This window comes from Methylophaga sp. OBS4 (assembly GCF_026319305.1).
Taxonomy (GTDB): domain Bacteria; phylum Pseudomonadota; class Gammaproteobacteria; order Nitrosococcales; family Methylophagaceae; genus Methylophaga.
The window spans coordinates 1-11,706 of the sequence record NZ_JAPDMV010000049.1; the positions used below are offsets into that span (position 1 = coordinate 1).

An 11,706-nucleotide genomic window follows, 5' to 3' on the forward strand; every position below is an offset into this window, starting at 1 on the left:
AACTGGAAGACAGCCGTAAAGAGCATCTCGACCAGCAAACCGCCATAGCGCTGATGCTGGAAAACCCGACCCTGATAAAACGTCCCGTGATTGTAAGAGATGATTTAACCTTGGTAGGCTTTGATGAAGCCAACTACAAGAGTCTGCTTTGACATGCTTGTTGGGAAAAAAATTCAATTCATCCTGTACCTCGCATTTTTTATTCCCGCAATCAATTACGCTGAAGAAAACGGGGATAAATTCGAGCATTTTTATCTGCAGGCAGGCACATACAAACATTACCAATCCAACGACGACTATGCCGGTCCTGACATTTTTATCGCTCTTGAAGCCATTAAACCGGATTGCCGACTCTACGGACTCGCATTATTCGATAATTCTTTCGGTCAGTTTTCGCAGTACCTGTACACGGGGAAAGTCTGGAATTATCATGGCGGGCTGGAAGGTTTCCATACCAAACTGACTGTTGGCCTTCTTCATGGCTACAAAGGCGAGTTTCAAGATAAAATTCCTTTCAATCACTATGGTATCGCTCCCGCTATTGTCCCTGGAGCAGGTTATAAAAACGGCCGTTTTGGCGCCGACGTATTCATGCTGGGTTTGTCTGGCTTATTGTTTACCGTAGGTATGGATTTGTAGACAACATTAAAGACTTAATAAGCAATGACAGACACCCTTGAACTGACCAGAGAACTTATCACCCGCCCCAGTGTGACGCCGGAAGATGCCGGCTGCCAGCAATTATTGAGCGAACGCCTGTCACGTATTGGTTTTAATATCGAACCGTTACGCTTTAGTGACGTCGACAATCTATGGGCTCGACGAGGCACATCAGGCCCTGTCCTTGCTTTTGCCGGCCATACCGATGTGGTTCCCACCGGCCCTGCCGATAACTGGAGTTACCCGCCATTCGAAGCGGAAATTCATAAAGGTATGCTCTACGGCCGTGGCGCAGCCGATATGAAAGGCAGCATTGCCGCCATGGTCACGGCTTGTGAACGTTTTGTTGCCAAATATCCTGAACACCAAGGCAGTATTGCCTTTCTGATCACCAGCGATGAAGAAGGCCCGGCCATCAACGGTACCGTCAAGGTAATAGAAACCCTGCAAAACCGCGATGAAAAAATAGACTGGTGTCTGGTCGGCGAGCCTTCCAGCACCGAAAAAGTCGGGGATGTCGTCAAAAACGGCCGCCGTGGTTCATTAAATGGTCGGCTGACTATTAAAGGTAAACAGGGCCATATTGCGTATCCGCATCTGGCAGCGAATCCGATTCATCTGCTGTCCCCCGCTTTAACCGAGTTATGCGCCTTCCAGTGGGATCAGGGTAATGAAGATTTCCCGCCGACCAGCTTCCAGGTTTCAAACCTCAATGCAGGTACCGGCGCCACCAATGTGATTCCCGGTACCGCAGACGTGGTATTTAACTTCCGCTACTCGACTGAAGTCACCCATGAACAACTGCAACAGCAAGTTGAAGCGATTCTGAACAAGCACGGTCTTGACTATGATCTGCAATGGGAATTGTCGGGCAAGCCTTTCCGTACCGCCGGCGGCCAGTTACTGGAAGCGGTTCAGCAGGCCATTCATCAAGTCACCGGTTACCAGACCACATTGTCGACCTCCGGTGGCACCTCCGATGGTCGTTTTATCGCACCGACCGGCACCCAGGTCATCGAATTAGGCCCATTAAACGCCACCATTCACCAGATTGATGAATGTGTGTCAGTCGCAGATCTTGACACCCTGTCTCAAATTTACGAGACTCTCCTGCTCCATCTTCTGGTTCAGTAAGGCATTCCCTTGTTCAAGTTCGGACACAAACGGCATTTATTTTACCTGCTGGCGGCCATTGTGCTGCTGTTGCAGTCGTTTGCCGTCTGGCATGATGCCCAGCATCCTTTCCACACTGCAGAAGCGCAATGTGAACGTCTTAATGCGATCAGTCACCTGCCCGGTGCCGATCTGGTGCCCGATCTTGCGGTCAGCACAAGCTTTGTTACCGTCTCAGTTGATGAAGCGACGGCTATTAGCACGCTACCAGCCAGGCAGCGTGAACAACATCCTATCCGCGCCCCACCCGCCTACTCATAGCTTATCCCCTATATTTCTTTAGATTTACACTACAGGTTTGTCTGTTAACGACCTGTAGCGATGGCTTTAGCTATGAGGACATATCATGACAAGCAAAAAATTAGTCGCGCTGCTGGTAACAGCCGCGCTCAGCCCCATTACACCTGCTTTTGCCGGTGACATTGACGAACTGAAACAGGAAATTGCCAAAATGCGCACCGATTATGAGCAGCGCATTCAACAATTGGAGCAGCGTCTGGCCCAGGCAGAGTCAGATACCGAGACCGTTTCGAAACAAATGGCGGAAACCCAGTCTCAGCTACCCGCTGCAACCCGCTCAAATAGCAATAACAGCTTTAACCCAGCCATCAGTATGGTGTTGAATGGTCAGTTCAGTGACTACCAGAACGATCCTGATGATTATGCGATTACCGGTTTTTCAGTCCCTGGCGAAGGCGGACTGGCCCGTGAAGGCCTGTCTTTGGGTGAAAGCGAACTGGTGGTCAGTGCCAATATCGATCAATTATTTTACGGCCAGGCGACGCTGGCTTTACACGACCACGAAAGTGAAACCGAACTGGAGCTGGAAGAAGCTTTTATCGAGACGCTGGGATTGGGGCATGGCTTTACGCTGCGCGGCGGCCGTTATTTCGCGCCTATCGGTTATCTGAACGAAAAACATATTCATGCCTGGAATTTTGCCGATGCACCGCTTATCTATCGCGGCCTGTTCGGCAATCAGCTGAGCACTGATGGTTTGAAACTATCCTATTTGCTGCCGACTGATTTCCTGTTTGAAGTCGGTGCCAGTGCCGGCAACGGTGACAGTCATCCCGGCAGCGGCGAACACAGCGGTATTGGTGACTGGCTGATCTACGCCAAAACTGGCGGCGATATCGGTATCGAGCACAGCTGGCAGGCCAGTGTTTCACATTGGCAGGCTAATCCGGACGATAGAGAATATGGCGAAGGTCATGCTCATGGCGATGAGGAGGAAGCTGCTGCCGTCGCATTTAACGGCGAGACCGATGTTACCAACCTGTCGCTGGTGTATAAATGGGCGCCTAACGGGAATTTCCGTCAGCAGAATCTGACCTTGCTCGGTGAATTTTTCTATCTGAATGATGACGGTTCACTCACTCATGAAGATGAGTTTGCCCGTTATGATGGCAAACAATACGGCGGCTTTATCGAAGGGATTTACCAGTTCACACCTCGCTGGCGCAGTGGTTTGCGTTATGACTGGCTGGGCAGCAAGCACCGCGCCTCTGATGAGGAATTGCTGGCGGATGCCGATCTGGATATCACTGGTTACCATCCGCAACGTACCAGTGCCATGGTCGAGTGGCTGCCAAGCGAATTCAGCCGGGTACGGGCACAGGTCAATCATGACAAGTCTTCCCGTGACGATGACTGGCAGTTCCTGCTGCAATATACCGTCAGTCTCGGCGCTCACGGCGCACATCAATTCTAGGAGGGACACAGATGAAATCGATCATATTCATTTTGTTATTTATGTTCAGCGCCCCTATCTGGGCTGATGTGAATATTTTTGCCTGTGAACCGGAATGGGCGGCACTCAGTAAAGAGCTGGGCGCCGAAAAGGTTACGGTATTCAACGCTACTACCGGTCTGCAGGATCCGCATTATGTTCAGGCAAGACCCAGCTTGATAGCCAAGGCGCGGCAGGCAGATCTTCTGGTATGCACCGGTGCTGAGCTGGAAACCGGCTGGTTACCTTTGCTGCAACGTAAAGCAGGTAATGCCGCGATACAAACCGGAGCTGAGGGTTATTTTATGGCAGCCGACCAAGTGACTTTGGCGGAAAAACCGGCTGTGCTGGATCGCAGCCAAGGCCATATCCATGCGGCCGGTAATCCGCATATTCAGACCAGCCCGGTGCTGATTCTGCAAGTGGCGGAGGCTTTGTCCAGGCGTTTAATGCAAATCGACGAGGCCAACGCGGCTTTTTACCAGTCTCGCTGGCAGGATTTTGAGCAACGCTGGCTAACCGCAATACAAAACTGGCAGCAACAGGCAGCCCCACTTAAAGATGCGCCAATTGTGGTACAGCATAAAAACTGGATCTACCTCACTGACTGGCTGGGCCTCAAGCAAGTCGCGGTGCTGGAAGCCAAACCCGGTGTCCCGCCGACTGTCAATGATTTGCAAAATGTAGTGAACCAACTTGAGCAGACACCGGCCAAAATGGTGATCCTGGCCGCTTATCAGTCATCTCGCGCCAGTGACTGGCTGGTTGATAAAACCGGCATAAATAAAGTAGTTTTGCCGTTTACTGTCGGCGGTAATAAACAGAGCAAAGATTTGTTCAGCCTGTTTGATAACACCATTCAATTGTTATTGGATGGCGCGTCATGATCCTGACCGATCTTGATTGGTCACTGATTTTGCCTGCCCTTGCGGCAGGCATATTGGTGCTCACAACCCATGTGCCGCTAGGTCAGGAAGTGCTGAAACGCGGCATTATCTTTATCGATTTGGCGATTGCCCAAATGGCGGCTTTAGGTGTGATGGCTGCGACCATCCTGCTCGGTGATGTGCATGGCCTCTGGCTACAGGTTATCGCTGCCGGCAGTGCCTTAGGTGCCTCCGTTTTGGTGTTATGGCTGGAAAAACGCTATCCGCATGTGGTCGAGGCATTAATAGGTTTGCTGTTTATTCTGGCCGCCAGCGGCGGTATTTTACTGGTCAGCCATGCGCCGCACAGCGACGAATTGCTACACGATTTGCTCGTCGGTCAGATCCTGTGGGTAACAACAGAGCAACTGCTGTGGGTGGCCGGTTTATACTTGCTGTTACTCACAGTGTGGTTTGGGTTGGGTCAGAACCGCTCATGGCTGTTTTATCTGGTATTTTCTCTGGCAGTCACAGCATCCGTGCAGTTGGTCGGTGTCTATCTGGTATTTGCCAGTCTGATCCTGCCAGCGTTGGCAAGTCGTACCCTTGCGGATAGCGGCAGCAGACTTTTTACCGGTTATCTGGTCGGCCTGCTGGGTTACATCAGTGGTCTGATGATGGCCTTGATGCTGGATGTACCGATGGGCGCAATGACGGTCTGGACTTTATTTGCTGTGGTGCTTATCAGTAAACCTTTTATCGGCTGGGCCAGACACGGCAAAATTTGCTAAATTAAGGACTGTTTTTTAATCAAGGATTTGAAACATGGCAGATACCGACCAAAACAGTCAGAACACGGTCAAAGTCATCTATCTACTGTACCTGGCTAATATTCTTATCCAGTTTCTGGGCATCATCGGTGTGATCGTCGCTTACGTAAACAAGGACGATGCGCCTGAATGGCTGCAGTCACATTACCAGTTTCAGATCCGTACCTTCTGGATCGGTTTATTATTTATCATAGCGGGCGGGATTCTGCTGACAGCAGGTGTCGGCGCTTTAATTCTGCTGTTCTGGGTAATATGGGTGATCATTCGCTGTGCCAAGGGTATTAAATACCTCGATCAGAAGCAGCCACATCCCAATCCGACCACTTGGCTGTTTTCATAAGTTTCTAGAAAAAACCGCGCCGGAGCGCGGTTTTTTATTCGCCGCGATAAATCGCCAGCGGCCCGGTGGCTTGCTGGGTCGGCATCACTTCCATCGTCGTCACATTGACATGCGCCGGGGTATTAACCAGCCACCAGACAGTATCGGCAATATCTTTTGCCGTCAAAGCTATTGTTCCTTCATAGACTTTGTCAGCACGGGTTTCATTGGCCTTGAAACGCACCATGGAAAATTCGGTTTCGGCGTTACCCGGCTCAATATTAGTCACCCTGATGCCGGTCCCCAGTAAATCAGCCCGGATTGCCAAAGAAAACTGACGGACAAAGGCTTTGCTTGCGCAATACACATTACCGCCCGGATAAGGCCAGTTTCCGGCGACTGAACCGATATTAATAATATAGCCGCTGCGACGTTGGGTCATAGCGGGTAATACGGTGCGGGTGCAATATAACAAACCTTTAATATTGGTATTGACCATCGTTTCCCAATCATCAAGGTTGGTCTCGTAGGTCGGTTCCAGCCCCAACGCCAATCCGGCATTGTTAAGCAATACATCGATTTGACTGAACGCTTCCGGCAAGTCAGCAAAAGCCGATTCGACAGCCTGCCGCTCAGTGATATCGAAACAGCAGGTATGGACTTTGTCCGTCCCGCCTAACTCCTCTTGCAACTTCTCCAAACGCGGCTGACGGCGGCCAGTCAGAATCAAGCGCCAGCCCTCTCTGGCAAACAGACGGGCACAGGCTTCACCAAAGCCCGAAGTCGCGCCGGTGATCATAATCACGGGTGAAGAATCCATTTTTACCTCTTTGAGATAGTTGAACCACAGAGACGGCATTTATCCGCAGATTACGCAGATTTTCGCAGATTTCTTTGTTCTCAAATAAATATTCTGATTTTTACCCTGCGTTCATCTGCGCCATCTGCGCCATCTGCGCCATCTGCGGATAGTTTGAATTGGGCTGGTTCCCACGGAGACCATGGGAATCACCAATTCTTTCTCTGTGTTTTCTGTGCTTCTGTGGTGAATATCTAACCGCTATAGACCTGATTAGCGGCTTCCACCGCGACACCGCGGTTGATATCAGCCCCCATATGGCCCAGTACCGCGTCCAAGGCGCCCAGACACAGTAACACATTGGTCTTGTTGGCCGAGTGGCCCATCAGGCCGATGCGCCAGACCTTACCTGCCATGACACCCAAGCCGGCGCCGATTTCAAGATTGTAGTCATTCAGCAGCTGACTGCGAACCGCAGCATCGTCGATGCCTTGCGGAATAGTTACTGAATTCAACTGCGGCAAACGATAGGGTTCTTCAACCAGAAAGCTCAGTCCCATCGCTTCAATGCCGGCTTTTAAAGCATTATGATGCAGGCGGTGACGTGTCCAGGCATTTTCCAGCCCCTCTTCCTGCAAAATCACCAGTGATTCATGCAAAGCATACAAAGCGTTAATTGGCGCCGTGTGGTGATACGCACGTTTGGCACCTTCGCCCCAGTACCCCATCACCAGGTTCAGATCGAGAAACCATGATTGCACCTTCGTCTTGCGGTTACGTACGACATCGGCAGCGCGTTCACTGAAGCTTATCGGCGACAAACCCGGTGTGCAGGACAGACATTTCTGACTGCCGGAATAAATCGCATCGATGCCCCACTCGTCCATTTTGATCGGCGTGCCACCCAGCGAGGTCACGGTGTCCATAATCGTCAGGCAATCATGCTTTTGAGCCAGTTTGGCAATCGCCGCCGCATCCGATTGCGCACCAGTTGATGTTTCTGCATGGACAAACGCGACCAGCTTGGCTTCAGGATGGGCCTTCAGCGCCGCTTCTAGTTTATCCAGATCAACCGGTTTGCCCCACTCGTCTTCCACCATAATCGCGGTTGCGCCACAACGTTCGACATTTTCCTTCATGCGGCCGCCAAACACGCCGTTCTGACAGACAATTGCGGTGTCGCCCGCTTCCAGCAGATTGGCAAAACAGGTTTCCATACCGGCAGAGCCTGGTGCTGATACCGGCATAGTCAATGCATTTTCAGTCTGGAAAGCATATTGCAGCAGGCTTTTCATCTCATCCATCATGCCAATAAAAGCCGGATCCAGATGACCAATGGTAGGACGAGACATCGCTTCCAGAATACGTGGATTGACATCAGATGGGCCCGGGCCCATCAAGGTACGTTGCGGTGGATGAAAACTGGTTACTTGTTGTGTCATATAAACCTCTGGGAACGAGAAATAATTAATTAAGTTCAGACGCCTTCGGAAAAGACGATAGTTCGGCGACCGCTGATGATAATCCGGTGCTCAATATGGGCTTTGACCGCACGGGCTAATACCAAACGCTCAATATCTTTGCCGATCATCACCAGATCTTCAGGACTGTTGTCATGCATGACGCGCTCAACATCCTGTTCGATAATCGGGCCCTCATCCAATTCCGCGGTCGCATAATGGGCTGTGGCGCCGATGATCTTAACACCGCGCTCGTAAGCCTGGTGGTAAGGACGGGCGCCCTGGAAGGCAGGCAGAAAGCCGTGATGAATATTAATCACCCGGCCGGCAAATTCTGCTACAAATTGTTCAGATAAAATTTGCATGTAACGCGCCATAACAACCAGATCGATATCAAATTCTGCCAGTAGCTTTTTAATCTGGTCCTCTTGATCCAGTTTCGTGTCTTTGCTGATAGGTAAGTGGTAGAAAGGTTTATTGAATTGTCTCGCCATCTGCTCCAGATCATTATGATTACCAATGATCAGCGGAATAACACACTTCAACTCACCCTCCAATTCCCGCAACAATAAATCATAAGGACAATGCGAAGCTCGCGTGACCAGCAAGGCAACGCGGTAGGGCTGATCGGCATAACGCACTGACCAGGTGAGATTCAAGGTCTTGGCAAAACGGTCAAACTCGGTTTCCAGCTGCTCACGGGGCAAAGTCCCCTCGTCTTCCAACTTGATTCGCATGAAATACTGCCCCTGCTCAACATCCGTGTATTGCTGACAGTGGAGAATATTGAACTGACGCTCGGCAAAAAAACCGGTAATGCCTGCTACCAGCCCTTTCTGGTCGGCGCACTGAATCAGAAAAACGATTGAACTCATAATGGTTTAATCCTTACCGCGGTTGTGACTGGCTGAAGTTAGTAGTACTAGCATTTTGCCGGTTTTGTTTATGAATATTCATTGTATTTGTCGGCACGTCCTTTGACTCTATCCTTGGGATATTTAGCCGCATTTTTAGCCATTTTGGCTTTCACCACCTGGTTAAGGTCAATGTCCAGATCGTGGCATAAATAACTCAGGTAAACAGCCACATCGGCTATTTCATCTTCAAGTTGCTCGCGTTTGTCCGACTCCAGCATTTGCTTGATTTCATCCTGGTTGCGCCACTGAAACCATTCCAGCAGTTCGGCCGCTTCAATAGACAGCGAAATAGCAATATCCTTGGGATTGTGAAACTGCTCCCAATCGCGTTCACGTCTGAACTGGATTAACTGTTCTAAAAGCGTCGGTTCAATCATCCTGAAAACCTCAGTTGAACACAGAGTTTGCGCTGAGAACCAAGAATGCAAGACAAGGCGCCGCTCGCCGGCAGTGGTCATTCTCCTTGCCAAGAGCGGTAACGCCGTATTGCGCCCTTGGGACCAGTGCAAAACTGTGTAGCATCGTTACGTTCACCTGAAAGGTGAGTGAATATTTATAAATTTTTAAATTCATATCAACACATTATGAAAAAATAAGCGATCAACTGAGGTTCTCAGGATCCTGCGTTAAAAAGTCCTCGACAACGTGTTTGAACTGTTGTGGCTTTTCGGCATGTACCCAATGCCCCGCCTTATCAATCGATTCGAAAGTCGCCTGCTTGAATCGCTGCTGAATCAATTTCTGATCTTCAGCCGTAACATATTCCGATAGTTCACCATAAACAAAAAGACTGGGCATATGAAGTTCAGTATTTTCACAGACCGCTGCCATCAAACGCTGATAATTTGCCTTCAATGCCGGCAGGTTGATACGCCATTTAAGCTCGCCATTATCAGCCTGAAGATTCATTAACAGAAATTGCCGTACTGTCTTGTCGCTAATCTTAGCTGATAACGCTTTGTCCACTTCACTACGTGAATCAAATTGCGCCAAATCAAGTGACATCATCGCATCCATCAGCGGTGTATGTTCACTAAAATACTGTCTTGGTGAGATATCCACCACAACCAGTTTAGCAACAAGCTCGGGATAACTACTGGCAAACTGCATCGCGACCTTCCCCCCCAATGAATGACCAAGTACATGTACCTTGCCTAACTCAAGTCGCAGGCATAACTCGTGGACATCCTCTGCCATCACCGCAAAGTCCTGGTTATCACTGTGGGGAGAAAGACCATGATTACGCAGATCCAGACTGACAACCTGATAAAACCTGGAAAAATATCTGGCCATGCTGCGCCAGTTGTCAGAAGAACCAAACAGGCCATGAATAATCACCAAGGGCTGACCTTCACCAATTTGTTGATAATACAATTTCATTATGAACAGTTCGAAACGTTATAATTTGGGGGATTTTATTCAATCTGGAGAAAAATGTGGAAGACGAAGCCATCCTGGTCATGCTGGTCAAACAATATGCCGACAAATTCGGTATCACCTTCAGTTCTAAATATCTGGATGATCCAGATAAAAAACAACGGTTAATCAGTCTGATCCAAGAAGCGATTGCCGGTAAACGCGGCCCGGTCACCGACAACGATTTACAATAAAAAAAAAGCCACCTTCCGGTGGCTTTTTCAATTAGTCATCCAGTTTTTCAAACACCAGGCAGGCATTGGTACCACCGAAACCGAAACTGTTCGACATCACGGTCGTCAGCCCGGCATTATCCTGACGTTCACGGACAATCGGCATGCCCTCCGCTTCCGGATCCAAGGTGTCGATATTGGCGGAAGCAGCAATAAAGTCATGGTTCAGCATCAGCAGGCTGTATATCGCTTCTTGCACGCCTGCCGCGCCCAAAGAATGGCCGGACAAAGACTTGGTTGAACCCACTGCGGGCATATCATTACCGAAAGTCTTCTTGATCGCGCCCAGCTCAGCCAAGTCGCCTACCGGCGTACTGGTGCCATGGGCATTGATATATTGTACTTTACCGCGAATCGTAGACATCGCCAGTTCCATACAGCGTTTCGCACCTTCACCCGATGGCGCTACCATGTCATATCCGTCTGATGTCGCGCCATAACCGGTCAATTCGGCATAGATTTTAGCGCCACGCGCTTTGGCATGTTCGTATTCTTCCAACACGATCACGCCACCGCCGCCGGCAATGACAAAACCATCACGATCAGCATCATAGGCGCGCGAAGCTTTTTCCGGCGTGTCGTTGTATTTGGTAGACAAAGCGCCCATCGCATCGAACAGCGAGCTCATTGACCAATGTTCTTCTTCACCACCACCAGCAAACACAATATCCTGTTTATCCAACTGTATTTGTTCCATTGCCGTACCGATACAGTGGGCGCTGGTAGCACAGGCTGAAGACATGGAATAATTCACACCCTTGATCTTGAAAGGTGTCGCCAGACAGGCGGAGGTTGTACTACCCATGACTTGAGTCACACGATAAGGTCCGATACGTTTCAGTCCTTTTTCGCGCAGAATATCAGCCGCTTCCACCTGATTGGCCGAGGAAGCACCACCGGAGCCCATAATCAAGCCTGTTCGGACATTGGACACCTGCTCTTCACTCAAACCGGCATCTTCAATTGCCTGCTGCATGGAAATATAAGCGTAGGCCGCCGCATCGCCCATAAAACGCAAGGTTTTACGATCAATATATTCCTTGAAATCTATATCAATCGTGCCGGCGACATGACTGCGAAAGCCCATGTCTGCGTATTCCTGCTTGAAACGAATGCCGGATTGACCACTGCGTAAGGATTCTGTGACCGTTGTGGCATCCAAACCCAGACAGGATGTTATGCCCAACCCTGTAACAACAACACGTCTCATCGTTATATCCTAAAAATCTTCAGTAGAGGTAAACAGGCCAACACGCAGATCTTTAGCTGTGTAGATCTCGCGTCCATCGACCAATACGGTA

General features: G+C 49.8%; 15 protein-coding genes and 1 pseudogene. 9 read left to right on the forward strand and 7 right to left on the reverse strand.

Annotation, left to right across the window (positions count from 1 at the left end):
- Positions 1 to 53 precede the first annotated feature (53 nt).
- The 8 genes from OMP95_RS11805 (at position 54) to OMP95_RS11840 (ending at position 5,601) form a co-directional block, all read left to right on the forward strand.
- On the forward strand, positions 54 to 152 hold the full coding sequence (locus OMP95_RS11805; RefSeq protein ID WP_266329098.1) for an arsenate reductase family protein: 99 nt from the start codon (positions 54 to 56) through the stop codon (positions 150 to 152).
- The gene (locus OMP95_RS11810; protein ID WP_266329070.1) at positions 121 to 639 is read left to right on the forward strand and encodes a hypothetical protein; all 519 of its coding nucleotides are present in this window, start codon (positions 121 to 123) and stop codon (positions 637 to 639) included. The genes OMP95_RS11805 and OMP95_RS11810 overlap by 32 nt, the downstream gene beginning before the upstream one ends.
- A gap of 24 nt (positions 640 to 663) precedes the next feature.
- A complete protein-coding gene (dapE, locus tag OMP95_RS11815; RefSeq protein ID WP_266329072.1) occupies positions 664 to 1,794 on the forward strand; it encodes a succinyl-diaminopimelate desuccinylase in 1,131 nt (376 codons plus the stop codon).
- A gap of 9 nt (positions 1,795 to 1,803) precedes the next feature.
- Positions 1,804 to 2,094 carry a hypothetical protein gene (locus OMP95_RS11820; RefSeq protein WP_266329074.1) on the forward strand — a complete coding sequence of 97 codons (291 nt, stop codon included), beginning with the start codon at positions 1,804 to 1,806 and terminating at the stop codon, positions 2,092 to 2,094.
- A gap of 85 nt (positions 2,095 to 2,179) precedes the next feature.
- Complete coding sequence (locus OMP95_RS11825; RefSeq protein ID WP_266329076.1) at positions 2,180 to 3,547, forward strand: hypothetical protein; 1,368 nt, start codon at positions 2,180 to 2,182, stop codon at positions 3,545 to 3,547.
- A gap of 11 nt (positions 3,548 to 3,558) precedes the next feature.
- Complete coding sequence (locus OMP95_RS11830) at positions 3,559 to 4,452, forward strand: metal ABC transporter substrate-binding protein (protein WP_266329078.1); 894 nt, start codon at positions 3,559 to 3,561, stop codon at positions 4,450 to 4,452.
- A complete protein-coding gene (locus OMP95_RS11835; protein WP_266329080.1) occupies positions 4,449 to 5,222 on the forward strand; it encodes a metal ABC transporter permease in 774 nt (257 codons plus the stop codon). The genes OMP95_RS11830 and OMP95_RS11835 overlap by 4 nt, the downstream gene beginning before the upstream one ends.
- 34 nt (positions 5,223 to 5,256) lie before the next feature.
- Positions 5,257 to 5,601, forward strand: a complete 345-nt coding sequence (locus tag OMP95_RS11840; RefSeq protein WP_266329082.1) for a DUF4870 family protein — start codon at positions 5,257 to 5,259, stop codon at positions 5,599 to 5,601.
- 34 nt (positions 5,602 to 5,635) lie between these two features.
- Here OMP95_RS11840 and OMP95_RS11845 read toward each other — a convergent pair whose 3' ends face one another.
- The 5 genes from OMP95_RS11845 to OMP95_RS11865 form a co-directional block, all read right to left on the reverse strand.
- Positions 5,636 to 6,400, reverse strand: a complete 765-nt coding sequence (locus OMP95_RS11845; RefSeq protein WP_266329084.1) for an SDR family oxidoreductase — start codon at positions 6,398 to 6,400, stop codon at positions 5,636 to 5,638.
- A gap of 233 nt (positions 6,401 to 6,633) precedes the next feature.
- Complete coding sequence (locus OMP95_RS11850; RefSeq protein WP_266329086.1) at positions 6,634 to 7,821, reverse strand: pyridoxal-phosphate-dependent aminotransferase family protein; 1,188 nt, start codon at positions 7,819 to 7,821, stop codon at positions 6,634 to 6,636.
- A 35-nt stretch (positions 7,822 to 7,856) separates the two neighbouring features.
- Entirely contained in the window at positions 7,857 to 8,714 is an 858-nt protein-coding gene (gene purU / locus OMP95_RS11855; RefSeq protein WP_266329088.1) for a formyltetrahydrofolate deformylase, read from the reverse strand.
- 68 nt (positions 8,715 to 8,782) lie between these two features.
- Positions 8,783 to 9,133, reverse strand: a complete 351-nt coding sequence (locus OMP95_RS11860; RefSeq protein WP_266329090.1) for a nucleotide pyrophosphohydrolase — start codon at positions 9,131 to 9,133, stop codon at positions 8,783 to 8,785.
- 223 nt (positions 9,134 to 9,356) lie between these two features.
- Positions 9,357 to 10,136 (reverse strand): alpha/beta fold hydrolase, encoded by a 780-nt coding sequence (locus OMP95_RS11865; protein ID WP_266329092.1) that lies wholly within the window; start codon positions 10,134 to 10,136, stop codon positions 9,357 to 9,359.
- 56 nt (positions 10,137 to 10,192) lie between these two features.
- Between OMP95_RS11865 and OMP95_RS11870 the strand changes: the two genes are divergently transcribed.
- Entirely contained in the window at positions 10,193 to 10,366 is a 174-nt protein-coding gene (locus tag OMP95_RS11870; RefSeq protein ID WP_266329094.1) for a hypothetical protein, read from the forward strand.
- Between the two features lie 31 nt (positions 10,367 to 10,397).
- On the opposite strand, the gene fabB is transcribed toward OMP95_RS11870, so the two are convergent.
- Complete coding sequence (gene fabB / locus OMP95_RS11875) at positions 10,398 to 11,615, reverse strand: beta-ketoacyl-ACP synthase I (protein ID WP_266329096.1); 1,218 nt, start codon at positions 11,613 to 11,615, stop codon at positions 10,398 to 10,400.
- 9 nt (positions 11,616 to 11,624) lie between these two features.
- Positions 11,625 to 11,706: pseudogene (locus tag OMP95_RS11880) on the reverse strand (3-hydroxyacyl-[acyl-carrier-protein] dehydratase FabA); the annotation flags it as partial.

What these genes read in the sequence shown, in the direction of transcription:
- OMP95_RS11840 (WP_266329082.1), top strand. Translation starts at nt 5,257, where the DNA reads ATGGCAGATACCGACCAAAACAGTCAGAACACGGTCAAAGTCATCTAT.
- dapE (WP_266329072.1), top strand. Translation starts at nt 664, where the DNA reads ATGACAGACACCCTTGAACTGACCAGAGAACTTATCACCCGCCCCAGT.
- OMP95_RS11865 (WP_266329092.1), bottom strand. Translation starts at nt 10,136, where the DNA reads ATGAAATTGTATTATCAACAAATTGGTGAAGGTCAGCCCTTGGTGATT.
- purU (WP_266329088.1), bottom strand. Translation starts at nt 8,714, where the DNA reads ATGAGTTCAATCGTTTTTCTGATTCAGTGCGCCGACCAGAAAGGGCTG.
- OMP95_RS11845 (WP_266329084.1), bottom strand. Translation starts at nt 6,400, where the DNA reads ATGGATTCTTCACCCGTGATTATGATCACCGGCGCGACTTCGGGCTTT.
- OMP95_RS11825 (WP_266329076.1), top strand. Translation starts at nt 2,180, where the DNA reads ATGACAAGCAAAAAATTAGTCGCGCTGCTGGTAACAGCCGCGCTCAGC.
- OMP95_RS11860 (WP_266329090.1), bottom strand. Translation starts at nt 9,133, where the DNA reads ATGATTGAACCGACGCTTTTAGAACAGTTAATCCAGTTCAGACGTGAA.
- fabB (WP_266329096.1), bottom strand. Translation starts at nt 11,615, where the DNA reads ATGAGACGTGTTGTTGTTACAGGGTTGGGCATAACATCCTGTCTGGGT.
- OMP95_RS11830 (WP_266329078.1), top strand. Translation starts at nt 3,559, where the DNA reads ATGAAATCGATCATATTCATTTTGTTATTTATGTTCAGCGCCCCTATC.
- OMP95_RS11835 (WP_266329080.1), top strand. Translation starts at nt 4,449, where the DNA reads ATGATCCTGACCGATCTTGATTGGTCACTGATTTTGCCTGCCCTTGCG.
- OMP95_RS11850 (WP_266329086.1), bottom strand. Translation starts at nt 7,821, where the DNA reads ATGACACAACAAGTAACCAGTTTTCATCCACCGCAACGTACCTTGATG.
- OMP95_RS11805 (WP_266329098.1), top strand. Translation starts at nt 54, where the DNA reads ATGCTGGAAAACCCGACCCTGATAAAACGTCCCGTGATTGTAAGAGAT.